Here is a 23,584-nt window from a genome sequence, read left to right on the forward strand (position 1 = left end):
AGGAGGAAGCGAGATGCGAATCATCGATTTACATATCTATGGGTATGGCAAGCTGGAAAATTATCAAATTACCTCAATGGATCGATTTCATGTATTCTATGGCGAAAATGAAGCAGGCAAGTCCACGATTATGTCGTTTATACATAGTATCCTTTTTGGCTTTCCGGCCAGACAAAGCACTGAATTGCGCTATGAACCAAAAAACCATTCCAAATATGGCGGAAAAATAAAAGCTTTTTTTCCTGGGAAGGGAATCGCAGTAATCGAGAGAGTAAAGGGCAGAGCGGCAGGTGATGTTACAGTGTCGCTCGAGGATGGGACGGTAGGTGGTGAAGAGCTGCTGAAAGATCTGATGCAAAGAATGGATAAAAGCATTTACCAGGCAATCTTCTCCTTCAATGTCCATGGACTGCAGAATATCCAGGCTATAAAGGGAGAAGAGCTTGGAAAGTATTTGTTTTCCGCAGGTACACTGGGTACAGATAAGCTGTTTAATGCTGAAACCGCATTGCTAAAAGAAATGGAGATCCGATTCAAACCCAGTGGGAAGAAACCTTTAATTAATGAAAAGCTGAAAGAATTAAAGGAAGTGCAGTCAGCCTTGAAACAGGCTGAATATCAGAATGAGCACTATTCTGAGCTATTAAGCGAGAAAGAAGCGATTGAACGGAAAATAGCTCAGCTTGAGACAAATATAATAGAATGCGAGCAAAGAAACGCTAAGCTGAAAGAATACAAACGAAATGAGCAAATGGTGATCGAGGAAGCTGCTTTGCAAAGAAAGCTTGAAGAGTATGGGCCAGTTAATTTTCCGCAGGACGGGCTGCTCCGTTTTGAGAAGATTGATCAGCAGCTTAAGCCAATCCAGGCAAGAATGTTATGGATTAAGGAAAAAATGATGACTCTTATGAAGGAAGCTGAGTCAACAAAACCTGATTCTGAATTGCTTGAGCGGGAAACCGAAATTGAATCCATACTAGATAATCTGCCTTTGCTTGACCAGTTAAAGCAGGAAAAACGGCTTCTTGAATGGAAGATTGAGGAGCTTACGGAAGAGATCAGCCAAATAAATGATAATTTACATACTGATTTCAATGAAGAAACGATCCAACGAATAAATACAAGTGTTTTTATAAAAGAAGAATCCGAGAATATTCAGCGAACACAGCAAAGATTAACAGACAAAAGGTTGGAGCTTGAATCTGGGTTTGAAGAAGAAAAAACAGCGCTTGTCCAATTGGAGGGTAATCTTTCAACGGTGGAGAATGAACTGCTGCCAGAAGCGAAGAGAGTTCAGTTAACAGAAGATTTGACTGTTCTCGAGAACAAGCAGCAGATCCAGCTTGAATTAAGTCAGGTGAAAGATCAGATACTGGCCCATAAAGACAGAGTGAAAAAAGAAGAGATCAGAATGACAAGCCAAAAGAAAAAAGATCTCTACCAGCTTCTGCTGTTTGGGGCTATTTTTCTCATCATATTGTTATGGGGAGCTATCAACGGCCAATGGCTGCTGTCAGCAGTTGGAATCACGGGATTGTTATTCCTGCTTATCATTCATATCAAACCTGACGCCCATAAGGTCAAAGCACCTGGAGATAAAATCCTTACCGAGCTTTTAAACCGGGAGCGAACTTTGACAGAGATGCTGAACAAGCAGCCCGATGGTCATCATTTTTCTATAAAAAGCCAGCTTCACAAGGATGAGGAACTGAGACACCGCCACCGTGAATTGCTTGTGAAGATCGAGCAGCAGCAGATAAGATATGAAAAAGTCATCGAGCAATTTGAAAGATGGGAAATGGAAGAAGCTGAAGTTAAATTAAAAAAAGCAGCATTAATCTCACAGCTTGGATTAAGTTCAGCCTCCGGACACGGAAAGTTATTCGATGCATATCAATTAGTCGAGAAGCAAAAACAAAATTTCCGCGAAAGAAAGAGAACAGAGGAAAAGCTGCAATCTATATCAGGGACTTTAGAGGAGTTTGAAAAAGCCCTTAAAATGTTGGGAGAACGTTTCCTGCAGAGTGCTAATCTGTCTACTATCGAGACGGCAGCTTTAGTGAAAAAGAAATTGCGGGAAGCCATCGACCTAAAAGCGAAATATCATGAACTTATCGTGAAATTGGATGAGCTTAAAGAGGAAGTTGCTGTGCTTGAAAAGGATCAGCAGATACTTACAGAAGAGAAGCTGAGTTTGTTTGCCCAGGCTAAAGCCGATGATGAGGATGAATTCCGCATCCAGGCTAAAAAGCATGAACAAATGAAAAGTTGGTCAGTAAGACTGGCTGATGTGAATCACCAGCTGGCGGTATCTGGCATAACTTCTCAAGATAGGGAACAGATATTAACTGGCAATGCACTTGAGGACCAGATTACTGAAAATGTTCAGCTGACTGAACAGCGCAAGAAAGAGTTATCCTCTCAATTTGACAGTCTTGCCAATGTCAAACATAGCATGAATGTACTGGAGGAAGGCGGACTTTACAGTGAATTGCTACATAAATACAAACAAATGAAGCATGATTTTGTAGAGGATGCAAAAGAATGGGCAAAGTATGCGATTGCCAGGGATTTGCTTTCGAGGACAATCAATCGCTTTAAAGACGAGCGGATGCCTAGAATGCTCGCGCAAGCTGAAAGCTTCCTTTCTGTTTTGACAGACGGAATCTATGTAAGGATCATTCCTCAGTTATCAGGGAGCGGTTTTTTAATTGAGAGAAATGACCATATCCTTTTTGAAGCGAATGAACTCAGTCAAGCAACTGCAGAACAAGTTTATGTAGCGGTCAGGCTTGCCCTGGCCTCAGTCCATTATGATCGATATCCGTTTCCGATTATTATTGACGACAGCTTTGTTAATTTCGATCACAAAAGAACTGAGCGTATTATTGGTTTACTTAGGGAAATGCCCAATAATCAAATCCTGTTCTTCACGTGCCATCGTCACTTGCTTGATTATTTTAACAATGATGAGATTCTGAATTTGGAAGAAAAAAGTCCAAACATAGTTTAGAAATGCCATGTTTTGAGTATCAGAGACTATAGACTCTGTATGTTATACTGTTGCAGAGAGGAGAGGTCGGTTAGAGATGAATAAAGGTATATTAAATCATGAAACAGGTGACCAGGTAGAGTTGTTTTTGCTCATAAAGCACTCGTCAAAGGGAATTGCCAGCAATGGAAAACCATTTTTGACACTCATCCTGCAGGATCAAAGCGGGGAGATTGAAGCAAAGCTTTGGGATGTGTCCGACGGAGATGAAAGCATCTACTCCGCCGAAAATATCGTGAAAGTATTAGGAGATATTCAGAATTACCGAGGCCGTAACCAATTAAAAATAAGGCAAATCCGGCCTGCTTCTGCAGCTGACTCTGTTAAACTTTCTGATTTCCTTGAAACAGCCCCAGTCAGCCAGGATGAAATGTCCAGTAAGCTTACACAATATATTTTTGACATGAAAAATCCCAATATCCAGCGCATCACAAGACATTTGTTAAAAAAGCATCATCAAGCCTTCATGGAATACCCGGCTGCCACTAAAAATCATCATGAATTTGTTTCAGGGCTGGCGTACCATGTAGTTTCGATGCTGGACCTTGCTAAGTCGATAGCGTCCCTGTATCCAAGCCTGGATAAAGACCTTTTATATGCAGGAGTCATCCTTCATGATTTAGGAAAAGTTTTCGAGCTCTCTGGGCCGATTTCAACAACTTATACCGTGGAAGGAAATCTGCTTGGGCATATTTCCATCATGGTCAATGAGATAGGCAAAGCAGCTGACGAGTTGGGTATTGCTGGGGAAGAAGTCGTTATCCTGCAGCATATGGTTTTATCACATCACGGCAAAGCTGAATGGGGAAGCCCAAAACCACCGTTGATCAAAGAAGCAGAAATTCTGCATTATATTGATAATCTGGATGCAAAAATGAACATGCTTGACCGTGCACTTGCACGAGTTAAGCCTGGAGAATTTTCAGAAAGAGTATTCGCGCTCGATAACCGTTCATTTTACAAGCCAGTTTTCCATAAATAAGCAAATCAAAAGAGCCTTCCATTGGAATGGCTTTTTTTGTATGCTCTGTTAAAGGTGAATGTTGATTTTTAATACCCTGTTGATTCTAGTGGAAGGGTCGTAGACTCTTCCGGAAATGCTAACTTTTTTTCATCGGGTGCGTGTAAATTCGAAGCGAAGCGCATTGAACGATAATCAATAGCCTTGTTAATGGAGCCTTTTTGTATGCAATATTGAATCGATTAATTTTTTCTTAAAATGGCATATTTCATAACCTGATACATATCTATACAGTAAGAGTCAATTTGGACAACCTGTAAACTATGGAGGGTATAAAAAATGTCAATTCCAATTTGGGTAATAGCGGTCGCAGCAGGTATCGTATTTAGTGCTTTTATGGCGGTGAAAACAGGGAAGGAAGAAAGGGAAAAAGAATTGGAAAGCATTGAACGTGAAGGCGAGCTTTATATGAAGAGGCTTGAACAAGAAAGAGAACAGCGTGAAAAATCGCTTGAAGCATAAAAGAACGCTGGCTCCATATTTGGAGCCAGCGTTCTTTTTAATTGAACAAATATGACGTTCTGACTTGTGGTTATTGCTGAGTTGGTGCTTCTGGGAATTCAGCGGCACCTTTAAGATCTTTATCTTTTATTTCAACATCAGCAGCTTTAAGCTCACGCTTCATGACTTCTTGAATTTTATTAGCGTCTACCTGGGCAAGCTTAAGATCATATTCCAACTTGTCCTTCATTTTATCGTACGATTCTTTTTCTTTCTTCTCTGTTACTTTAATGATGTGGTAGCCAAACTGTGATTTTACAGGCTCGCTGACCTGGCCAGCTTCAAGTTTGTAAGCTGCTTCTTCAAATGCAGGATCCATTTTTCCAGGGCCGAAGAAACCAAGGTCGCCGCCATTAGCAGCAGAACCAGGATCTTGTGAATATTCTTTAGCAAGATCTTCAAACTTCGCTCCGCCATCAAGCTTTTTCTTTACTTCCTGTGCAGTCTTTTCATCTTTAACTAGAATGTGGCTAGCTTTGATTTCAGGTTTGTAGTTTTCGTAACTCTTTTTTACGTCTTTTTCAGATACTTTAACGTCTTTTAGTGCAGCTTTTTCCATGAGCATTTGGTCTTTAAGAACTTTCTTTAATTCATTCTCATCTTTAAGCTGGTTCTGTTGAAGAACTAATTCAAAGTTATCTCCAAGCTCTTTTTTCAATTCAGCAACCTTTGCGTCTACCTCTTTATCAGTTACTTTATAGTTTTTAGCAAGTACTTTTTGGTACAACAATTCCTGTAGTGCCTGTTCTCCGTACTTATCCTTCATTGATTCATAAAGCTCATCTTTTGTGATATTTCCAGCTTTTGTTTCAACGAGTACTTCAGAAGAACTTTCATTATCGCCGCTGCATGCGCTTAATCCTATTACTCCGGCTGCAACCGTGAGGGTAAGTAACAATTTTTTCATGGTGAACAACTCCTAAAGAGAAATTTCTAGTGGGCATATCTTAATCCACAAACTCTACTATAACATAATTTCAATTTTCTACAAAAATTATATCCGGGATTTTTTTTACTGCGTCCAGAAACATGGGCAAACATCCAGACCGTCTCCGCACTTGTGCATAGGATGTAGGGAAGAGAAATAAAGGAGGTAATTTTTTATGGGCCAATGTAATTCGGGATTTGCTTTAATCGTTGTCTTGTTCATTTTGTTGATTATCGTCGGTGCTTCCTTCTGTTAATCAACAAAATGCTTATAATGCAGGATAAATGCCTAAGCGGAAATGAACTTAGTGAATAAGATATTCTAGACACTTTGGAAGGAGGTGTTAATATGGGTGCAGGTCACGGTAGTGGTTTCGCATTAGTTGTCGTGTTATTCATTCTGTTAATCATTGTAGGTGCAGCTTGCTGGTGTTAACTCGTAAGTAGAATATGTGGGACATTCGGCTCCCATATTTTGAAAAAGCTAAGTTTAGCCCAGGTTTGTAAAGAGGAAGGAGGAATCCCTATGTCAGGAGGACACAGTGGCTTTGGCAGCGGCTTCGCACTAGTTGTTGTCTTGTTCATTCTTTTGATTATCATCGGTTGCTCTTGGCTGTAAGCTTGATGCAATCTTATAAAATAATGGAGGCTGGTACTCGGCAACGAATCTCAGCCATAAATAAAAAGCGGTGAGGGCAGCCTCACCGCTTAATTTATGTTTTCACGCATACAAAACTTCAATAAAAGAAGAAATTAACAAGATTGTAACTAAAATATTGATCGTCCTGAAAATTTTAGCATGTTTGTCTTCTGGAATTTCCTTTTGGATACAGAGGGAATCGGTTAATTTATTAATAAAGAAAAGAATGGAAAATGCAAAAAGAACAAACACGAATATAATGGAGATCATCGAAGAATCCCCCCTTATCAATCTTTTTATCTTAAATACAATAACAAATATTTTAAGAAAAAGATAGTTTTTTATCATGCTTGAGTCAGCAAATTCAATATTCTTCAAATCGCTGTCTTGTAATTGCAACATCAAGGTGCACTCGGGTAGTATAAAGTTAAAAGAGGATTGAAGGGGAAGGCAAAATGGATTACGGAAAAATCATAGAAAAACTAAATATGCTCGAATTCCATCAAAAATTGCTATTAAAAATGGTAAAAGGATCGAAGGAACATTTTTATTCGCTAATTATTGAAAGAGGATTAACCCAGCAGGAAGTAGCAAATATTCTTGAGGCTTGTGAGAAAATGAGCATGCACCTGGAAGAACAAAAAGCGGAGGGATTTATGTATTTTCATCCGCTTTATAAGAAGTTTTCAACTGTCGTTCAGCCGAAACTGCAGCCAGAGGAAGTAATCAAGGCTTGTGAGTCACAGGGGTTATTCCTTCCTCTTATGACGGAGTTAAGAAAGTATATTGGAAATTAAGCGTACTCCTTTTCGGCTGGATCTATTTTCTTGAGTGTACCGTCTGCATCAGTGAATTTGTTGTCTATATTTGAAAAAGACTTTTCGAAGATTTCCATAAAATCATCTCCGTAGATATTTCTGACGATAGCCATAATTTCGATGATATCCGGAAATTTCCCGTAGAGCTCTTTCAAAGGCATGGCGCCTGAAAAGACAGCGTTTTTATCAGGTTCATAGTTTTCCATTAAGGCCAGTAAAATAGATTCACCCTGTTCTGTTAACTGGATGTAAGTGTTCCTCTTATCGCTTTCCTTCTTCGAGAACTTTAAATATCCCCGTTCCTCAAGCTTTTTCGAGAAATTGAAGGCTGTTGAAACATGCATAACCCCAAATTTAGCCACATCTGATATCGATGCTCCATTCAAGTGATAAGCAATCCATAATATATGGTGCTCATTAATATTAAGGTCGAATGGTTTGATCCATTGCTGCCAATCTTTTTCAACCGACTTCCAAAGCGCTTTGCTTAACTGTGCAATTCTCTGGCTAAACATCATTGCTTCTTTCATTGAATAGTTTTTATCTGCCATTCTCATATTCACCTACTTTATTATTCTTTCTATTTTCATTATGCCAATAAAACAAAAATTAATAAAGATATAAATTTACAAAATTTTTTGAATTTGTTAAATTCCATCTAAAGTCGGGTTGTTTTAGAGGAATTTTTTATTTGTCATAATAAAAACGCCATTTGCATAATATATCTTTCTGTATGTAAAAGGAAAATCCTTCCCAGTTGGAAAAAATAAAAAATTGGGAAGGATTTTCAGGATTTATTTTGTATTTGAAGCAGCTAGTTCTGTTTCAAGCTCCTTGATTGTTTCTTCAAGCTCCATGACATCTTTCTGAAGCTCATTTTTATTTGCTTCAGTATGAAGCTGCCATTTATAAATTGCAGTTTTAACATCTGTTACGAATGATTGGATAACTGTTTTCCCTTCCTTAGAAGCGTAAGCTACCGTATCCTTCAGCTCTATAGCGGCATCCTTCACATCTTTAATTGAGCCGATAAATTCATCTTTGTTAGCCTTAAGGATTCCCCTTGTTTGATATCCGGGATTTGGCGCTGAAAGAAGGGTAGCTACTCCGGCTGCAACTCCGCCAACCAAGAATCCCATTAATAATGATTTTGTATTCATTTTTTTACACCTCGTCATTCTTTCTTGTATATGTTCTTCAAAAGGATGGAGATTCCTTTTTTCTTCTCTTCTTGTTTATTTAATTTCCTAAAATTGATTAATTAAACGTTTTGTGTCTCATAGCCTTAAATTAACAGGCATAAAGATAAATAAGGGAATGCGGTACAGGAAGGAGAGGAGAGGAATGGGGATTTTTATCAGTGTGGTATTTCTCGTCAGCTTTGCTATGTTTGCCGGGTCAATCCATAATCTCCTTGCATTAAATAAACCGAGAATGTATCCTCCAAAGGTGCTGTTGCGAAAAAGAGCACGTTCACTTGCAGGCGGAGGAGCAATCTTATTATTAATAGGGATTATCTTTTATTCATTTCATTAGATTGTTTAGCTGTGCTTATCCATCCATAAAAAACCTTCGTAAAAGAACCAATTATCACAAATCAATGGGAAAGGATCTTAAAACAATTTAAGCTAATAACAGTAAACATAAATAAAGCCCCTGTTCTGTTGGGAACAGGGGCTTTTCATATTAATTTACTTCTGCAAGTTTAGCTCTCTTGAAAATGCTTGTGGCAACTGGATAAAGGATCGCCATGAAAACTGTATTGAATGCCGCTGCTGGAAGCACTACCGCTGCAAATAATGCGGTGAACGGTCCAGGAAGTCCAACCAGATAGTAGGCAGAACCAAGGAAAACGATTCCGGAAACAATCGTGCCTACGGCTGTTAAGGCAGCTACAGTATAAATAGAAGTTTGATAACGTTTCATCAATAACAGGATTCCGAAAAAGACAAACGCTGTTACAGGTTTATCGATAATGTTTGGAACCATGCCACCAGGGAAAGTAGTTGTCAATCCAGATATAAGTCCAGTCACAACTCCAACTAATAAAACACTTTTTTTGTCAGGGAATAAAATAATTCCCAGGAACATCATGGTGAGCATCATATCCGGCTTCATTCCTAGGAAAAAACCAGGCACAATCGCGTGCAAAACTGCCCCCATTCCCACTAAAAGTGACAATGCTACAAGATTCTTCGTATTCAATTCTCATCTCTCCTCTGCTATTCTAGCTAACTAGTACTTCTCCTGCAGTGCTCTCGTGCCTGCAGCGAAAAGCTTGGTACAATTATAACACAAATGCAAATACAGTAAAGAAAAAAGATAATTTACCACTTTAAATCACTGGGGGTCAGACCCCCAGTGAGGTAAAGCGTTAATGTGGGATAAGTGGTTGATAGGCTACTTTCTTTGTCTGAAACTGTTCATGAAGTTTGCCAATTTTTCTACATGGTCGAGTGGGACAGCGTTATAAATCGACGCGCGGCAGCCGCCTACAGACCGGTGTCCGGCGAGACCGACAAATCCTATTTCGGCCGCTTCATGCAGGAAGGAAGTTGTTAAATCGTCGTTTTCTAAAGTGAAAGTGACATTCATAAGAGAACGGCTGTCTTTTTCAGCATGCCCTTTATAAAATCCATCACTATTGTCTATGGCATCATATAGCAGGCCGGCTTTCTTCTTGTTCAGCTTTTCAAGCTCGGTCACTCCTCCTAAAGATTCCGCCCATTCAAGGACAAGCATCAGAAAGTAAACAGATAGAGTAGGCGGAGTGTTGTAAAGTGATTTTGAAGTAGCGTGAACCTGATAATTCAGCATGGCAGGCAGGTTCTTGCCGGAACGCTTCAGCAGATCTTTATGGATAATGACGACAGTGACACCTGATGGACCAAGATTTTTCTGTGCACCGGCGTAAATCAGCCCATAGGATGAAATCGTCAGTGGCCTGCTCAGGATATCACTGGACATATCCGCGATAAGCGGTACTGACAAACCTTCTGGAATGGCATGCCACTGTGTTCCAAAAATTGTATTGTTCGTAGTAATGTGCAAATAAGCAGCACCGTCTGTTAAGTTGGTTTCGTTAATAGTGGGGATTAATTTGTAGCTTTTTTCCTTTGAAGAGGCTGCCACTTCAGCTTTTCCAATTTTCAGTGCTTCTTCGTATGCTTTTTCTGACCATGTCCCCGTAAGAACATAGTCCGCCGTACTCCCGCTTTCAAGAAGATTCATCGGAATCATGGAAAACTGCAGGCTGGCACCTCCCTGTAAAAAAAGGATTTCATAATCAGCAGGAATGTCTAAAAGCTTGCTAAGCAATTTTTTTGTGCGGTCATTGATCTCTTCAAATTCTTTGCTGCGGTGGCTTAATTCCATGACTGCCATGCCGCTGCCCTGGTAATTCATCATCTCTTTTTCTGCTTTAGACAATACAGCTTCAGGCAATGCTGCTGGTCCCGCATTAAAGTTAAATGCACGTTTCAACTTAATCCCCCCAAATTTAAATTACGGTACTTCACTAAAGAGTTAAAGTTATACTCATGCTACCAGAAATAGATTGGGATTTCTAATGTTTTCAGAAAAATTAAAATAAAACACGTGAATGCTGATTTTGGCTATTGCAGCTCAAAATAAGCATGGCTAAGGAAATTAGCAGCAAGGAAAGCTGTTGAAGCAAAAATTGGTTTCATCCTAGGGGAAATTAATCATCAACGAAGTTTCTTGAAGGCTAGGTAAAAGGAAAATGACCATCAAAGGTGAATTTTGATGACTCAATTCGGACGAACAAAAGGTAAAAGTATCTAAAGAAGGGGGTTAGAACAAAAAGGGGATTTGTAAGAGGTTACACCAGAGTTCACATAGAAAAAACTCCCGCAAAGCGGAAGTTTAGATTTTGCTGTTAATTTCAGCAGCGATTTTCTTGTAATCGTCAGAAGTATATTCTTCCTGGTGAGTCTTCCAGACAGCCCCAAAACCATCGCCTTTTCCATAGCGTGGAATCAAATGCATGTGGAAGTGAAAGACAGATTGCCCAGCAGCTTCACCATTATTTTGCAGTACATTCAATCCGATTGGATCGTATGCAGCTTTGATAGCATTTGCGACTTTCGGTACAGCGGAGAATACATTAGCAGCAATTTCATCAGTTAAGGTAAATACGTTTTCTTTATGTACCTTTGGAATGACTAGTGTATGTCCCTTTGTTACCTGACTGATATCAAGGAAGGCGAGGACATTTTCATCCTCATATACCTTAGCCGAAGGAATTTCTCCATTGATAATTTTGCAAAAAATACAATCACCCATCATATTCACCCTTCCTAAATAATAAATGGTTCCTGCTCAAGCACTTAGCCACTTATGTCAGTCCAAACTATTAAGGTTCTCAAGTTTTTCGGACATGTTTATGGTATTTTATCATATTTTGCCAATGATTTTAAAGAAACGGCGCTGTAAAAGCTCAATATTGTTATAAAACCTGTTGATTGTTGTGGAAGGCGCGTAGACTCCTCCGAAAATGCTAACGCATTTCCATCGTGCGTGGACGGATTCGAGGAAGCTATTCAGTGTCCTGTGGGCGCAGCTGGACAGGTGAGACCCCGCAGGAGCCTGCGACGAGGAGGCTCAGCGCCTGGAACGAAAATCAACAGCATTGTTTAACAGAGCAAAAAAATAAGAAGGACAGGATCCGCATGGAATCCTGTCCCTGAAGGGGAACTAACTACTGTTCATTTACGTTCTCAGCAGGCATACCTTTGATAAACACCTCATTTTAAATTCAATTTGAATTTAGATAAATGATGGGTTATTCAATACCTGGTTCAATCGGACCATCCCCTGTCTGCTTTAGTAGGTTTCACAACTTATAAAGCGGAGAAGTGATCTGCGACACACACCTCATTTCAAAATGTGGAGTGATGTTACTGAACGGCTGGGTTAACATTTACGTAGCGCAATGCAACCATCCCCTTATTTGAACGTTGAAATCAGTGTGTTTTATAAATCGAACAATATGTCTTTTACAGACACCTCATTTCGATTGATTACTTGTTGCCCCTTCAAAGATTATGATGCCCGGTTAAACAGGGAATATGCAAAAAGAATTTAAGAAATGTTGCAGGTTTTCCTAAACCTTTTGGATTTGTTAAACTATATGTACAGGAAATACGATTGGAAGGGCGTTTGCGATGTCATTATTGGAAATCAATCAGGTAACCGGGGGATATACAAGGAATCCGGTTTTAAAAAATGTAAGCTTTACGGTGAATCCAAACGAAATTGTGGGATTGATCGGACTGAACGGAGCGGGAAAAAGTACAACGATTAAACATGTAATCGGTCTTATGGAGCCGCACCAGGGTGACATTAAGATAAATGGAAAAACATTCATCGAAAATCGAGAGGAATACAGGAGACAATTTACCTTCGTTCCAGAGACGCCCATTCTATACGATGAATTGACTTTAGAAGAACATCTTAAAATGACTGCTATGGCGTACGGTCTAGAAGAAAGAATATACAAACAGCGAATCGAAGTACTTTTGAAAGAATTTAGAATGAGCAAGAGGCTTAAATGGTTTCCTGCTCATTTCTCAAAAGGCATGAAACAAAAGGTAATGATCATGTGCGCATTCCTTGTTCAGCCATCCCTTTATATAGTAGATGAACCTTTTGTAGGCCTTGATCCGCTGGGAATTCAGTCTCTGCTTGATTTAATGAATCGAATGAAAGAAAGCGGTGCAGGCATTTTGATGTCCACCCATATCCTGGCAACTGCTGAAAGATATTGTGACCGTTTTGTCATCCTCCATAATGGTGAGGTAAGGGCGCTGGGAACACTCGACGAGCTGCGCGAACAATTTTCTATGCCAGGTGCCACGTTGGACGACTTGTATATCCAGCTGACGAAGGAAGAAGACTATGTTTAATCCACAGACATTATGGAAGGAACGCTTCACCTCATTCACAAAAGAAACAGGAAGTTATCTACGGTATATTTTTAATGGACATCTTGTAGTGGTCCTTCTGTTTCTGATTGGATCGGCAGCATTTTATTATCAAGAGTGGATAAAGACGCTAGAGCCAGACTTTCCGGCAGCTTGGATTATGGCTATTGTGCTTGCTGGCGTACTCACTTACAGTCCAATTCAGACTTTCTTGACAGAGGCCGATAAGATTTTCTTGCTGCCGCTTGAAACACGGCTTGCGGATTATTTTAAAAAATCGATCGTGTTTAGCCTCAGTCTACAGTCCTATCTATTACTGAATGTTCTGGCTGTACTAATGCCGCTGCATGTAAAAGTCCATGGAGCCAACTTTAAATCCTTTTTCGTTCTGTTAGGCATACTTGTACTTCTAAAATGGATCAATTTACTGATTCGATGGCGAGTGCAATATTATATTGAGAAAAGCGTAAAAATCACAGATAGCCTGGTACGCTTTTGTATCAATGCTGTTCTCTTGTACTTCATCTTTTCAGGTGCACAGTTGATTTTCGCAGCCATTCCTGCCATTATGCTGATCTTGCTATATGTTTACTACAAAAAACAGACGAGCAGCAAGGGGCTGAAGTGGGAACAGCTGATAGAAGATGAAGAAAGACGGATGAATTCCTTTTACCGGCTTGCGAATTTATTTACAGATGTCCCTAAATTAAGAGATCGTACCAAACGACGCAGATGGCTGGACTGGCTGTTCAAGACAATTCCATATCGACAGGATTTGACCTTCAGCCATCTTTATTTAAGGACCTTTGCAAGGGCAGGGGATTATTTTGGTTTGCTCGTTCGGCTGACTGCAATTGGCGTGGCGGCGCTTTACTTTTTCACATACGGTCCGGGTCAAATATTAATTGCCATCCTATTCCTATACTTAACAGGTTTTCAGCTTCTTCCATTATGGAGTCATCATCAAAATAAGCTATGGATTAATTTGTATCCCGTACCGGAAGCAGCCAGGAAAAAATCATTTACAAGTTTGTTGATTAAAATAATGATTTTTCAATCTGCCGTTTTTGCAGGAATTGTTCTGCTTAAAGGTGAATGGCTGTTTGGGGCTATAATATTAGCTGCTGGCATTGCTTTTTCGATATTCTTTGTTTTTGTTTACATTCAAAGCAAGCTGATTAAGGCTTAGCCTCCCTGAGATTTTTTTTCAAAATTAGGTAGATTTTTTTAGGGACAATATTAAATAACATACTAACTCAAAATCCATTTCATTCATGCATCGGCACTTATGAAATGGATTTTTTTTGAAACTATTTATTATTTCAGGCGTAGAATCAACTAGGGGGTAGTAACGTTGAATGAATATGAGCTGAAGGTGTACGAAGATGTACTCGAGTGGAAAAGGAAGTTAAAAAAACGCTCAGGTTTTTTAGCCCGTGCTTCAAAGAAAGCACAAACCAAAGTCAACCAGATGATTCCGGAAAAAGTCCATCAAATCCTCACAGAAAGCATTAAAAATATGGTGAAGGCAACGCTTGCAGGCTCAAACATCACCACAAAAAAACAGCAGGGGGCAGGTCTGACACTGGCAGAAAAGGATGGACTTCTTCAGAAAAGGCTGGCTGGATTTCGAAAAACGGCGGCTGTTGAAGGGGCTGGTACGGGGGCAGGCGGTATTTTGCTGGGAATGGCGGACTTTCCTCTGCTTTTATCGATTAAAATGAAATTTTTGTTTGATGGAGCATCCATATATGGTTATGATCCATCAAAATATGAAGAAAGACTGTTCATTCTCTCTGTATTCCAGCTAGCCTTCTCAAGTGATGAAAAACGGAAGGAAACACTCGAGAGGATTGAAAGCTGGGAGGAAAAGAAAGCCCAGTTCGTTGAAGTCAATTGGCAGGAGTTCCAGCAGGAATACAGAGATTATATTGACTTGGTAAAAATGCTGCAAATGATTCCTGGCATTGGGGCTGTTGTAGGTGCCTATGCCAATTATAATCTTCTTGATCAACTTGGAGAAACCGCGATGAATGCATATCGATTGAGGATATTAAAAACACCCCCGCAGATGTAACCTGCAGGGGTGTTTGCATTAGGCCAAAGTTTCGTGCTTTTCCTGGCGAGCTTTTTCATATGCTTGATAGTGAATCGCAGCAGAGCATAATGTCTTTGCTGCAATCAACATGGCTTTTTCATCAAAATCGAACATTGGGTGATGATGAGGGTATGCTTCATCTGTATGCGGTTTTGCTCCGGTGAAGAAGAAGGTGCCTTTTACATGCTGCAAATAGTAGGCAAAGTCTTCACCGCCCATTTGCGGTTCCGTTTCTTCTATTTTTTTCACCTCAGGCACCTTGGAAGCACAATCGATCAGGAATTCTGTTTCCGCAGCATGGTTTACAACTGGAGGGTAGCCTCTGTGAAAGACGTAATCATAGGAACAGTCCATTGCGAGGCACGTTCCGTGGATGATTTTTTCTATTTCAGTCGCGATGAACTCTCTGGTACTTTCATTAAAACTCCTGACTGTACCAATGAGCTTTGCTTTATCGGCAATCACGTTAAAAGCATTGTCAGCCATGAAGGAGCCAACGCTTACGACTGCAGAATCAACAGGATTTACCCGTCTGCTCACGATTTGCTGAAGATTTGTCACCAGTTGCGAACCTGCAAGAATAGCATCTTTCGTTTTATGCGGCTGGGCACCATGTCCGCCTTTGCCCTGGATCGCGATTTCGAATCGGTCAGCTGCAGCCATGATTGGCCCAATTCGATATTGAATTGTTCCAGTCGTTTCTGTAGCCCATAAATGTGTGCCAAAAATAACATCTACACCTTCCAGGCAGCCATCTTCGATCATTGAAATAGCCCCTCCAGGAGCATATTCCTCGGCATGCTGATGAATCATTACATATGTACCATGCAGGTTTTCCCTGGACTCGTGCAGAACTTTGGCGAGCACCAACAATGCGGCAGTATGTCCATCATGGCCACATGCATGCATCACTCCTGGAACGAGTGACTTGTATGGGACATCCTTTTCGTCTTGAATTGGCAATGCATCAAAGTCAGCTCTTAGTGCTACAGTTTTCCCAGGCTTTGAGCCATGAATCTTAGCAACAACTCCATTGCCTCCGACATTTCCGCGTACTTCAACGCCCATTTTTTCGTAGTAAGATTGAATATAGTTTGCTGTGTTCACTTCCTGAAATGACAATTCAGGATGCTGGTGCATAAAGCGGCGGATTTCCACCATTTCAGGATATAAATTCTCGATTTGGCTAAACAGCTGATCCTGCACTTGATCCATCTCCTCCACGTAAAAAAAGTAATTTGATAATTTAAATAATTATAGCATTTATATAATCTCAATATAAAGCTATTCACTCATTCAGCAAAAAGAAGCTTCCAGATTGGAAGCTTCATATATAAACAGAGTCACTTGACTCCAGTATTTTAAATGAGGAACATCGCAACAATGGTGGTGACGACCAGGCCAATGGTAACCGGCAGCAGGTTCCTTCTGGCTAATTCAAATGGATCGACCCCGCAAATAGCGGCAGCAGGAATCAGGGCCCATGGGACGAGGGTGCCTCCGCCGACCCATATGGCAGCAATCTGGCCTAGAGCTGTTAAGGTTGCTGCTCCTGCACCAATTGCAGTCGAGAAAATGGATGCAACAGATCCGGCGAGTGAAATCCCGGAAAAACCAGAACCATCAAGCCCCGTGATCGCACCGACAGCAGTCAGTGTAACAGCCCCCACTTCAGCGTTCAATGGAACGATGTGAGCTAAAGCAACCCCTAAATCATTTACAATCCCTTGTGAAGTTTTAGGGAGAAATTCTCCAATGATTTTGGTGAATCCGGAATCTCCAAGATAGAAGAAGGCAGCAATCGGGATGACGGGTCCAAAAACCTTGAAGCCAAATTGGAATCCCTCAATAAGATAGCTAGTGGTTTTTTCAAGGCCATTGTTTTTGTGGGCTGCAAGCGAAATGAGCAGCAGGATGAAAATGGACGTACCTCCAATAAGTGCAGTGGCGTCACCTCCTTGAAGGTCGAGGATGGACATGGCTGCAACATCTGCAGCAAACAGGATGGGAATCAGCAATGCGAAAAACTTTTTGGCGCCAGCAGACAGCAGATTCGGATCACTTGTTTTTACAATCTCTGATTCTATTCCTTCTCCACCCTTAAGTTTGCCGTTCTTCATATCTCTTTTTAATAAATAGAAAGCTGTAATGGTGGTCACCACACCCATTACAATAACGAGCGGGATACTTGCTTGCACGACAGAACCGACCGGAATGCCAGCTGCATCGGCAGTCAATTTTGGTGCAGCCTGGATGACGAAATCACCGGAAAGCGCTATGCCATGGCCGAATAGGTTCATTGCAACGGCTACACCGAGTGCGGGCAGGCCAACCCTGACTGCTACTGGCAGCAGGACAGCACCCATTAACGCAACAGCGGGTGATGGCCAGAAAAACCAGGAAATCACCATCATTAAAATACCGATCGTCCAATAAGCAAGTGCCGGTGTCCGAATCAGTTTGGCGAAAGGTGAAATCATCGCATCGTTTATTCCTGTCACCGTCAATGTGCGGCTCATGGCCACAATAATCGAAATGACAAGAATAGTGGGCAATAGCTCGGTTATTGCATATATGAAGCTATTGAAAATACTGCTGACCGATCCACTTAAGGATCCTGTCGCAACTACAGCTAATAAAAAAATGCCGATGATGGATATGAATGATGTATCTCTTTTCATGACCATGAATCCGATGATCAAGAAAATAAATAAAACATATATCCAATGAAGTGCAGTTAACTCTATAGCCATAAAACCATTCTCCTTTCTCAGTATAAGTAATTGGATTTGCCTCTCTTCTTAATGGGCAAATTCCCTAATTGAGTACTACAGGATATGATGAACAATTAAAGTTGTGAGAAGGAATGAATATTATTTTTTTCAGTCTCTAGACGGAGGACAACACTGTCTTAGGCGGGGCGAAAAACAGCCATTCATCCTTTAAAATAAAGAATGAGATATGATTAATGAAATTTAACAAGGAGCCAAAATTAAAAGGAAAAGAGGGATTTTTTCCTTCGGAAAAGAATAAGAGATTAGGATAGGAAGAAAGAAGGGTATGCAGTTGCGAAATCGTTCAATGAATCAGGTGGCGTTTGCCTTATTATTATCTGGTCTAGGTATTATTCTTTTATTGGTTAATATTGGTGTCATTTCCTTGGAAATAAAAGAGCTATTTGTCGTTTCCTATCCTTTCGTATTGCTTGTTTACGGCTGTGTGGAATTAATAAATTCCTTGATGCGTAAAAAACGGCATTTTGGCTGGAGTTCATTTATTCTTATTTTTTCTGGGCTGCTGATTCTCGATCGACTAGGCATGTTAGCATTCCAATTTCTGGATGTTTGGAAGCTGTGGCCGGTATTGTTGACCTATTTTGGAATTAGTATGCTTTTTAATAAGAACAAAATGAAAGTCAGTTTTAATACAGATTTTCCTTTAGAAAAGGAGGATGAAGATACTTCGGGGTATCATGATTCTGCTTCTATAAAAAGAATCAAGGGAATATCGGTCGGGGATGTAAATTTCAAGAAGCAAAACTGGGCAGTCGAGCCAATTGATTTGTTCAATATGGTCGGCGATTATTTTATGGATTTCAGCAAGGGATTCATTCCTGAAAAGGAAACACCAGTCAAAGTGAAGGGCTGGATCGGTGATGTAAAAATGATCATTCCAGAGGATGTCCCGGTCATGATCAATGCTGCTGTGAACGTTGGAGAATGCAAGGTTTTTGATTATGCACCAGATCAAATAAAACATGTGATCACATATAAGTCCGATAACTATGAAGAAGCTGTAAGGAAACTGAAAATAACCGTAGAGCTCAAGGTAGGCTCGATTCGAATTGACCGGGTATAGGGGGAAGGAAATGAAGCAAATGTCCAGTATCCGGTTTTGGTTTATCCAGACCTTTTTGATGATGGCTTTCATCTCTTCACTCGTTCTTTTTATAGGAATGCAAATCTACTTATATATAGAACCACATAGTGGACTGACAACCAAAATGACTTTTTTGCTGTGGCTATATAGTTTCATTATATTGGCTTCTGGCGGTCTGTACTTCGGACTTAGGGGAAGTTATTTAATTAAAGGTAGGCTTGGAGATATCTTATTATTCGTCACGACACTTCGCAGAGGGAAATTCAGTGAAAGAATTATTACCTATGAAAAGGATGAAATAGGGTTAATCTCTGAAGAGCTCAATCAGCTATCGGAACATTTTCAAGAACAGGTTCAATCTCTGCAGAGGCTTGCCGAGGAAAAAACAGAGCTTTCACAAACAGCTAGGGCGGCTGCAATTATGGAAGAAAGGCAGCGTCTTGCAAGAGATCTTCATGATGTAGTAAGCCAGCAGCTGTTTGCGCTGAGTATGATGTCTTCAGCCTCACTGCGATTATTTGAACAAAATCCGGAGAAGGCAAAGCAGCAATTGGAGCAAATATCAGAGATTGCGGTTAAAGCTCAAGGAGAAATGCGTGCTTTGCTCCTCCATTTACGGCCAGTCCAATTGAGTGGTGAGAGTCTTTGCGATGGCATTGTCAAGCTGATACAGGAGCTTAAGCAAAAAACAAGCCTGAATTTTGAAGCAAGCGTCGATGAAATTGAAAATCTATCCAAAGCTGGAGAAGAGCATATTTTCCGGATTGTGCAGGAAGCCCTTTCAAATATTCTTAGGCATGCAGATGCCTCTAAGGTAAAGCTGGTACTGTCTGAAGAAGATCGCTATATTCATTTATTCATTGGCGACAATGGGAAAGGTTTTAACATCCATAACGAACGGATGGCGTCTTATGGGTTAAAGACAATGCGGGAACGATGTGAACAAATCGGCGGTACATATAACATCAGGTCGAAAGAAAAAGAAGGAACATATATTGATATTCGGATACCTGCTTTGAGGAGGGAAGAGTAGTGGAGAAAATCAGAGTTGCTGTAGTTGATGATCACGAGATGGTGCGCAAAGGCATATTGTCCTATTTAGCCACAGAACCGGAAATTGAAATTGTCGGTGAAGCAGATAGCGGCAAAAAAGCCGTAGCACTTGTAAAAGAAACATTGCCGGATGTAGTATTAATGGATCTATTAATGGAAAGTGGCACTGGAATCGATGCGACCAGGGAAATCTTGAGCTTCTGCCCTGAATGCAAAGTCATCATCATCACAAGCTTTTATGACGATGAACAGGTCTTCCCGGCTATTGAGGCAGGGGCTTTCAGTTACATGCTGAAAACAGCGACGGCTTCTGAAATTATCAATGCGATTGAGAAAGCGGCAAAAGGTGAACCAGTGATTGAGCCAAAGGTAGCGAATCGGATGATGAACAGGCTCAGAAGCCAGGATCGAAAACCACACAGTGAACTGACAGAACGCGAGCTTGATGTGCTGAAGTGTATTGGAGAAGGGATGACAAACCAGCAAATCAGTGAAGAACTTTATATAGGAGTAAAAACCGTAAAGACTCATGTCTCAAATATACTTGACAAACTAGGGATTTCAGACAGAACACAGGCTGCCGTATATGCGAATAGGAATGGGTTAGTGAAGAATCCATAAAAAATGGGAGGCAGCTTACGCCTCCCATTTACTATTCTCCAATATAATACTTCGAGACATACGAAGCGCTTTCGAAAATGTGCGGTTTTGCGTTATCGATGCCGGCTTCTGTTCCGCGGTTTTTGTGAGCATGATCATATGCCTTCGATTTTTGCCAATTTTCGAATGCTCCTTCATTTTCCCATACAGTCAAAATAATATAAGTATTAGATGACAGTGGGCGAAGAACACGAATGGCTTTAAAACCGCGTTCATTCTCTATTAGCCTCGGCCTGTTTAAAAAGCGATTCTCGAAAAGAGGGCGTCCTTCATCTGTGACTGGTATATTGTTGAAAACGGAGAAACCAGGCTGGTTAAGTGAACCTGCGGTATCAATCACTTCATATTTTCTTGGCTCATTGAACAAGCTTGCTCCAATTGTCTCGTGAACAAGGATTGCTGATTCACTATTGTTCATTAAAACAAGAGTCTCTTCAGGATGCTGCTCTTTCAGTTTCGTCAAATAATCTGCTGTGCCAGAAGCTATATACAAATTCATCTTTTTTCACCTCATTAATAAAATACATTCAATACTGTAATTATACTAATTTGAAGGAACTAAACCTAATCATGAATGCTTTTTTAAATTTAGAGCTGCGTTTATGGTCCATTTCGAATGGAAGCAGCTGGTGATAAAGGCAATTTACCATATTGACTGTGGTATTGAGCAATGTTGATGATTGAAACCTACAGTGGAATTTAACCATATCCATCATTTAAATAACGTAAAAAAAGTAAATTCGTCAATTTTTCGACATTTTCGAGCGTCTTCTATGAAATTGGTTATTAAAAAGGATATAGTGTATATAGCGAAAAAATGGTGTTTTTTATTTTAATCTATTTATATTACAATGGAAGACAGACATTACTGAAAGGTGGACTTCCCCTAATGAGCAAAACAATCAACGATACATTTCTAAAAGCAGCCAGAGGAGAGCAAACAGATTATGTTCCTGTCTGGTATATGAGGCAGGCTGGCAGATCACAGCCTGAATATAGAGCAATCAAGGAAAAGTATTCATTATTTGAAATCACACACCAGCCTGAGCTTTGTGCTTATGTTACGCGGCTGCCAGTTGAGCAATATGGCGTGGACGCGGCGATCCTTTATAAGGATATCATGACACCTCTTCCTGCTATGGGAGTAGATGTAGAAATTAAAACAGGAATAGGTCCAGTTATTGCTAATCCGGTCACATCTCTTGCTGATGTTGAAAAATTAGGCAATATCAATCCAGAATCAGATATTCCTTACGTTCTCGATACTATCAAGCTGCTAACACAGGAACAACTATCTGTACCTTTGATTGGTTTCTCAGGAGCTCCGTTTACATTAGCAAGCTATATGATTGAAGGCGGTCCTTCGAAGAATTATAACAAGACAAAAGCTTTCATGTACGCACAGCCTGAAGCTTGGTTCGCTCTAATGGACAAGTTAGGCGATATGGTGATTACATATGTGAAATCCCAAATCAAAGCAGGGGTAAAAGCAATCCAGATCTTTGATTCATGGGTAGGTGCGCTTAACGTCCAAGATTATCGCACATTTATCAAACCAGTAATGAACAGGATTTTCTCATCTTTAAAGGAAGAAAATGTACCTCTTATCATGTTTGGTGTAGGTGCAAGTCATCTTGCCTTGGAGTGGAATGACCTTCCGCTTGATGTTGTAGGACTTGATTGGCGTTTGCAAATTAGCGAAGCTCGTGAGCTTGGAATCCAGAAAACAGTCATGGGAAATCTTGATCCTGCAATTCTGCTTGCTCCATGGGAAGTAATTGAAGAAAGAGCAAAAGCAATCCTTGATCAGGGAATGACACAGCCTGGCTATATTTTTAACCTTGGACATGGGGTTTTCCCTTCAGTGAACCCAGAGACGTTGAAAAAGTTGACCGCTTTTGTACATGAGTATTCTGCCTCAAAGCTTAGCAGATAGGCCTCATGTCTGCTGCAGAGCATTACAATTGGTAAAATAGTCTTGTTTTTGGCAGAATAAAAGCTTAGAGACAGTAAAAGAGGTGCAATCATGACAAAGAAAAAGATGGGTTTGCTAGTTATGGCATATGGAACACCCTACCAAGAAGAAGATATTGAACGATACTATACACATATTCGCCACGGCAGGACGCCGTCGCCTGAGATGCTTGAAGATTTGCGTCAGCGCTATGAAGCAATCGGGGGCATTTCACCTCTTGCGAAAATTACGATTGAGCAAGGTGAGAAGCTTGAGCAGCACTTAAACAGTTTACAGGATGAGATTGAATTTAAGATGTATCTTGGTCTCAAGCATATCGAGCCTTTTATCGAGGACGCAGTCAAGCAAATGCATGAAGATGGCATAGAAGAGGCTGTAAGCATCGTGTTGGCTCCGCACTTTTCGACATTCAGCGTGAAATCCTACAATGGACGAGCCAAGGAAGAAGCTTCAAAGCTTGGTGGACCGGAAATCGTATCAGTCGAGAGCTGGTATGACGAGCCTAAATTTATTAAATACTGGTCTGACCGTGTGGAGAAAACATTCGTCGACATGCCTGCAGAGGAGCGTGAAAATGCAGTATTGATTGTTTCTGCCCACAGTCTTCCGGAGAAAATCCTTCAGATGGGCGATCCATACCCGGATCAGCTGCAAAAGACTGCAGACATGATTGCCCAAAAAGCAAATGTTAAGAACTACGAGGTAGGCTGGCAGAGTGCTGGGAATACTCCTGAACCCTGGCTTGGGCCTGATGTGCAGGATCTTACCCGGGACCTGTTCGAAGCACATGATTATAAAGCATTTGTTTATGTGCCTGCGGGATTTGTATCCGACCATCTGGAAGTCCTTTATGACAACGATTATGAATGTAAAAAAGTCACGGACGAAATCGGAGCAAGCTATTACAGGCCTCCAATGCCGAACGCAGAGCCTGAATTTATTGACGCGATGGCAGATGTGATATTAAAGAAGCTGTCTACTTCACGCTAAAACTATAAAAAGAAGGCGATTTACC

At 40.6% G+C, this 23,584-nt stretch carries 26 protein-coding genes; 16 read left to right on the plus strand and 10 right to left on the minus strand.

Annotation, left to right across the window (positions count from 1 at the left end; all coding sequences use genetic code 11):
* Positions 1-13: 13 nt before the first annotated feature.
* The 3 genes from V7201_RS18775 (at position 14) to V7201_RS18785 (ending at position 4,535) form a co-directional block, all read left to right on the plus strand.
* Entirely contained in the window at positions 14-3,013 is a 3,000-nt protein-coding gene (locus V7201_RS18775) for an ATP-binding protein (protein ID WP_335378291.1), read from the plus strand.
* A 76-nt stretch (positions 3,014-3,089) separates the two neighbouring features.
* On the plus strand, positions 3,090-4,034 hold the full coding sequence (gene yhaM, locus V7201_RS18780; protein WP_335378292.1) for a 3'-5' exoribonuclease YhaM: 945 nt from the start codon (positions 3,090-3,092) through the stop codon (positions 4,032-4,034).
* A gap of 318 nt (positions 4,035-4,352) precedes the next feature.
* The gene (locus V7201_RS18785; protein ID WP_335378293.1) at positions 4,353-4,535 is read left to right on the plus strand and encodes a sporulation YhaL family protein; all 183 of its coding nucleotides are present in this window, start codon (positions 4,353-4,355) and stop codon (positions 4,533-4,535) included.
* A gap of 70 nt (positions 4,536-4,605) precedes the next feature.
* Here V7201_RS18785 and V7201_RS18790 read toward each other — a convergent pair whose 3' ends face one another.
* On the minus strand, positions 4,606-5,481 hold the full coding sequence (locus V7201_RS18790; protein ID WP_335378294.1) for a peptidylprolyl isomerase: 876 nt from the start codon (positions 5,479-5,481) through the stop codon (positions 4,606-4,608).
* 196 nt (positions 5,482-5,677) lie between these two features.
* Between V7201_RS18790 and V7201_RS18795 the strand changes: the two genes are divergently transcribed.
* The 3 genes from V7201_RS18795 to V7201_RS18805 all read left to right on the plus strand — a co-directional run bounded on the left by V7201_RS18795 (position 5,678) and on the right by V7201_RS18805 (position 6,120).
* Positions 5,678-5,758 (plus strand): YjcZ family sporulation protein, encoded by an 81-nt coding sequence (locus V7201_RS18795; protein ID WP_207499173.1) that lies wholly within the window; start codon positions 5,678-5,680, stop codon positions 5,756-5,758.
* Positions 5,759-5,850: 92 nt separating this feature from the next.
* Positions 5,851-5,937, plus strand: a complete 87-nt coding sequence (locus V7201_RS18800) for a YjcZ family sporulation protein (protein ID WP_335378390.1) — start codon at positions 5,851-5,853, stop codon at positions 5,935-5,937.
* A 90-nt stretch (positions 5,938-6,027) separates the two neighbouring features.
* Positions 6,028-6,120, plus strand: a complete 93-nt coding sequence (locus tag V7201_RS18805) for a YjcZ family sporulation protein (RefSeq protein WP_335378295.1) — start codon at positions 6,028-6,030, stop codon at positions 6,118-6,120.
* 102 nt (positions 6,121-6,222) lie between these two features.
* Here V7201_RS18805 and V7201_RS18810 read toward each other — a convergent pair whose 3' ends face one another.
* A complete protein-coding gene (locus V7201_RS18810) occupies positions 6,223-6,411 on the minus strand; it encodes a hypothetical protein (protein WP_335378296.1) in 189 nt (62 codons plus the stop codon).
* Positions 6,412-6,596: 185 nt separating this feature from the next.
* On the opposite strand from V7201_RS18810, the gene V7201_RS18815 reads away from it, so the two are divergent.
* Entirely contained in the window at positions 6,597-6,938 is a 342-nt protein-coding gene (locus tag V7201_RS18815; RefSeq protein ID WP_335378297.1) for a DUF1878 family protein, read from the plus strand.
* Here the strand turns inward: V7201_RS18815 and V7201_RS18820 are convergent.
* Positions 6,935-7,510, minus strand: a complete 576-nt coding sequence (locus V7201_RS18820) for an HTH-type transcriptional regulator Hpr (protein WP_335378298.1) — start codon at positions 7,508-7,510, stop codon at positions 6,935-6,937. The two genes, V7201_RS18815 and V7201_RS18820, sit on opposite strands and share 4 nt — an antisense overlap.
* Positions 7,511-7,753: 243 nt before the next feature.
* On the minus strand, positions 7,754-8,119 hold the full coding sequence (locus V7201_RS18825) for a YtxH domain-containing protein (RefSeq protein WP_335378299.1): 366 nt from the start codon (positions 8,117-8,119) through the stop codon (positions 7,754-7,756).
* Between the two features lie 184 nt (positions 8,120-8,303).
* On the opposite strand from V7201_RS18825, the gene V7201_RS18830 reads away from it, so the two are divergent.
* The gene (locus V7201_RS18830; protein ID WP_335378300.1) at positions 8,304-8,495 is read left to right on the plus strand and encodes a hypothetical protein; all 192 of its coding nucleotides are present in this window, start codon (positions 8,304-8,306) and stop codon (positions 8,493-8,495) included.
* Between the two features lie 150 nt (positions 8,496-8,645).
* Here the strand turns inward: V7201_RS18830 and V7201_RS18835 are convergent, their stop codons facing one another.
* The 3 genes from V7201_RS18835 to V7201_RS18845 all read right to left on the minus strand — a co-directional run bounded on the left by V7201_RS18835 (position 8,646) and on the right by V7201_RS18845 (position 11,264).
* A complete protein-coding gene (locus V7201_RS18835) occupies positions 8,646-9,164 on the minus strand; it encodes a tryptophan transporter (RefSeq protein WP_335378301.1) in 519 nt (172 codons plus the stop codon).
* A gap of 195 nt (positions 9,165-9,359) precedes the next feature.
* Positions 9,360-10,442: a 3-phosphoserine/phosphohydroxythreonine transaminase gene (serC, locus tag V7201_RS18840; RefSeq protein ID WP_335378302.1), complete on the minus strand. Its 1,083-nt coding sequence runs from the start codon at positions 10,440-10,442 to the stop codon at positions 9,360-9,362.
* Positions 10,443-10,844: 402 nt separating this feature from the next.
* The gene (locus V7201_RS18845) at positions 10,845-11,264 is read right to left on the minus strand and encodes an HIT family protein (protein WP_335378391.1); all 420 of its coding nucleotides are present in this window, start codon (positions 11,262-11,264) and stop codon (positions 10,845-10,847) included.
* 881 nt (positions 11,265-12,145) lie between these two features.
* On the opposite strand from V7201_RS18845, the gene V7201_RS18850 reads away from it, so the two are divergent.
* From V7201_RS18850 to V7201_RS18860, 3 genes are all read left to right on the plus strand, one after another.
* The gene (locus V7201_RS18850; RefSeq protein ID WP_335378303.1) at positions 12,146-12,886 is read left to right on the plus strand and encodes an ABC transporter ATP-binding protein; all 741 of its coding nucleotides are present in this window, start codon (positions 12,146-12,148) and stop codon (positions 12,884-12,886) included.
* On the plus strand, positions 12,879-14,093 hold the full coding sequence (locus V7201_RS18855) for an ABC transporter permease (protein ID WP_335378304.1): 1,215 nt from the start codon (positions 12,879-12,881) through the stop codon (positions 14,091-14,093). Before V7201_RS18850 ends, V7201_RS18855 begins: the two co-directional genes overlap by 8 nt.
* A gap of 165 nt (positions 14,094-14,258) precedes the next feature.
* Entirely contained in the window at positions 14,259-14,981 is a 723-nt protein-coding gene (locus V7201_RS18860; protein WP_335378305.1) for an EcsC family protein, read from the plus strand.
* An 18-nt stretch (positions 14,982-14,999) separates the two neighbouring features.
* On the opposite strand, the gene V7201_RS18865 is transcribed toward V7201_RS18860, so the two are convergent.
* Entirely contained in the window at positions 15,000-16,217 is a 1,218-nt protein-coding gene (locus V7201_RS18865) for a M20 family metallopeptidase (RefSeq protein WP_438825081.1), read from the minus strand.
* Positions 16,218-16,363: 146 nt separating this feature from the next.
* Positions 16,364-17,755: a hypothetical protein gene (locus V7201_RS18870; protein ID WP_335378306.1), complete on the minus strand. Its 1,392-nt coding sequence runs from the start codon at positions 17,753-17,755 to the stop codon at positions 16,364-16,366.
* Between the two features lie 307 nt (positions 17,756-18,062).
* Here V7201_RS18870 and liaF point away from each other — a divergent pair, with 307 nt between their 5' ends.
* The 3 genes from liaF to V7201_RS18885 are packed head-to-tail and all read left to right on the plus strand — an operon-like array spanning position 18,063 to position 20,555.
* Positions 18,063-18,860, plus strand: coding sequence for a cell wall-active antibiotics response protein LiaF (liaF, locus tag V7201_RS18875; protein WP_335378307.1), 798 nt, complete (start codon positions 18,063-18,065; stop codon positions 18,858-18,860).
* Between the two features lie 10 nt (positions 18,861-18,870).
* Positions 18,871-19,914: a sensor histidine kinase gene (locus tag V7201_RS18880; RefSeq protein WP_335378308.1), complete on the plus strand. Its 1,044-nt coding sequence runs from the start codon at positions 18,871-18,873 to the stop codon at positions 19,912-19,914.
* On the plus strand, positions 19,914-20,555 hold the full coding sequence (locus tag V7201_RS18885) for a response regulator transcription factor (RefSeq protein ID WP_335378309.1): 642 nt from the start codon (positions 19,914-19,916) through the stop codon (positions 20,553-20,555). The genes V7201_RS18880 and V7201_RS18885 overlap by 1 nt, the downstream gene beginning before the upstream one ends.
* 31 nt (positions 20,556-20,586) lie before the next feature.
* On the opposite strand, the gene V7201_RS18890 is transcribed toward V7201_RS18885, so the two are convergent.
* Positions 20,587-21,093: an antibiotic biosynthesis monooxygenase family protein gene (locus tag V7201_RS18890; RefSeq protein WP_335378310.1), complete on the minus strand. Its 507-nt coding sequence runs from the start codon at positions 21,091-21,093 to the stop codon at positions 20,587-20,589.
* Between the two features lie 390 nt (positions 21,094-21,483).
* Between V7201_RS18890 and hemE the strand changes: the two genes are divergently transcribed.
* Both hemE and hemH read left to right on the plus strand, forming a co-directional pair.
* On the plus strand, positions 21,484-22,530 hold the full coding sequence (gene hemE / locus V7201_RS18895; RefSeq protein ID WP_335378311.1) for a uroporphyrinogen decarboxylase: 1,047 nt from the start codon (positions 21,484-21,486) through the stop codon (positions 22,528-22,530).
* 90 nt (positions 22,531-22,620) lie between these two features.
* A complete protein-coding gene (hemH, locus tag V7201_RS18900; RefSeq protein WP_335378312.1) occupies positions 22,621-23,559 on the plus strand; it encodes a ferrochelatase in 939 nt (312 codons plus the stop codon).
* Positions 23,560-23,584: the final 25 nt, after the last annotated feature.

Source organism: Bacillus sp. JJ1122 (assembly GCF_036964885.1).
Classification (GTDB): Bacteria; Bacillota; Bacilli; order Bacillales; family Cytobacillaceae; genus Mesobacillus.

What these genes read in the sequence shown, in the direction of transcription:
- V7201_RS18775 (WP_335378291.1), top strand. Translation starts at nt 14, where the DNA reads ATGCGAATCATCGATTTACATATCTATGGGTATGGCAAGCTGGAAAAT.
- yhaM (WP_335378292.1), top strand. Translation starts at nt 3,090, where the DNA reads ATGAATAAAGGTATATTAAATCATGAAACAGGTGACCAGGTAGAGTTG.
- V7201_RS18785 (WP_335378293.1), top strand. Translation starts at nt 4,353, where the DNA reads ATGTCAATTCCAATTTGGGTAATAGCGGTCGCAGCAGGTATCGTATTT.
- V7201_RS18790 (WP_335378294.1), bottom strand. Translation starts at nt 5,481, where the DNA reads ATGAAAAAATTGTTACTTACCCTCACGGTTGCAGCCGGAGTAATAGGA.
- V7201_RS18795 (WP_207499173.1), top strand. Translation starts at nt 5,678, where the DNA reads ATGGGCCAATGTAATTCGGGATTTGCTTTAATCGTTGTCTTGTTCATT.
- V7201_RS18800 (WP_335378390.1), top strand. Translation starts at nt 5,851, where the DNA reads ATGGGTGCAGGTCACGGTAGTGGTTTCGCATTAGTTGTCGTGTTATTC.
- V7201_RS18805 (WP_335378295.1), top strand. Translation starts at nt 6,028, where the DNA reads ATGTCAGGAGGACACAGTGGCTTTGGCAGCGGCTTCGCACTAGTTGTT.
- V7201_RS18810 (WP_335378296.1), bottom strand. Translation starts at nt 6,411, where the DNA reads ATGATCTCCATTATATTCGTGTTTGTTCTTTTTGCATTTTCCATTCTT.
- V7201_RS18815 (WP_335378297.1), top strand. Translation starts at nt 6,597, where the DNA reads ATGGATTACGGAAAAATCATAGAAAAACTAAATATGCTCGAATTCCAT.
- V7201_RS18820 (WP_335378298.1), bottom strand. Translation starts at nt 7,510, where the DNA reads ATGGCAGATAAAAACTATTCAATGAAAGAAGCAATGATGTTTAGCCAG.
- V7201_RS18825 (WP_335378299.1), bottom strand. Translation starts at nt 8,119, where the DNA reads ATGAATACAAAATCATTATTAATGGGATTCTTGGTTGGCGGAGTTGCA.
- V7201_RS18830 (WP_335378300.1), top strand. Translation starts at nt 8,304, where the DNA reads ATGGGGATTTTTATCAGTGTGGTATTTCTCGTCAGCTTTGCTATGTTT.
- V7201_RS18845 (WP_335378391.1), bottom strand. Translation starts at nt 11,264, where the DNA reads ATGGGTGATTGTATTTTTTGCAAAATTATCAATGGAGAAATTCCTTCG.
- V7201_RS18850 (WP_335378303.1), top strand. Translation starts at nt 12,146, where the DNA reads ATGTCATTATTGGAAATCAATCAGGTAACCGGGGGATATACAAGGAAT.
- V7201_RS18855 (WP_335378304.1), top strand. Translation starts at nt 12,879, where the DNA reads ATGTTTAATCCACAGACATTATGGAAGGAACGCTTCACCTCATTCACA.
- V7201_RS18865 (WP_438825081.1), bottom strand. Translation starts at nt 16,217, where the DNA reads ATGGATCAAGTGCAGGATCAGCTGTTTAGCCAAATCGAGAATTTATAT.
- V7201_RS18870 (WP_335378306.1), bottom strand. Translation starts at nt 17,755, where the DNA reads ATGGCTATAGAGTTAACTGCACTTCATTGGATATATGTTTTATTTATT.
- liaF (WP_335378307.1), top strand. Translation starts at nt 18,063, where the DNA reads ATGCAGTTGCGAAATCGTTCAATGAATCAGGTGGCGTTTGCCTTATTA.
- V7201_RS18880 (WP_335378308.1), top strand. Translation starts at nt 18,871, where the DNA reads ATGAAGCAAATGTCCAGTATCCGGTTTTGGTTTATCCAGACCTTTTTG.
- V7201_RS18890 (WP_335378310.1), bottom strand. Translation starts at nt 21,093, where the DNA reads ATGAATTTGTATATAGCTTCTGGCACAGCAGATTATTTGACGAAACTG.
- hemE (WP_335378311.1), top strand. Translation starts at nt 21,484, where the DNA reads ATGAGCAAAACAATCAACGATACATTTCTAAAAGCAGCCAGAGGAGAG.
- hemH (WP_335378312.1), top strand. Translation starts at nt 22,621, where the DNA reads ATGACAAAGAAAAAGATGGGTTTGCTAGTTATGGCATATGGAACACCC.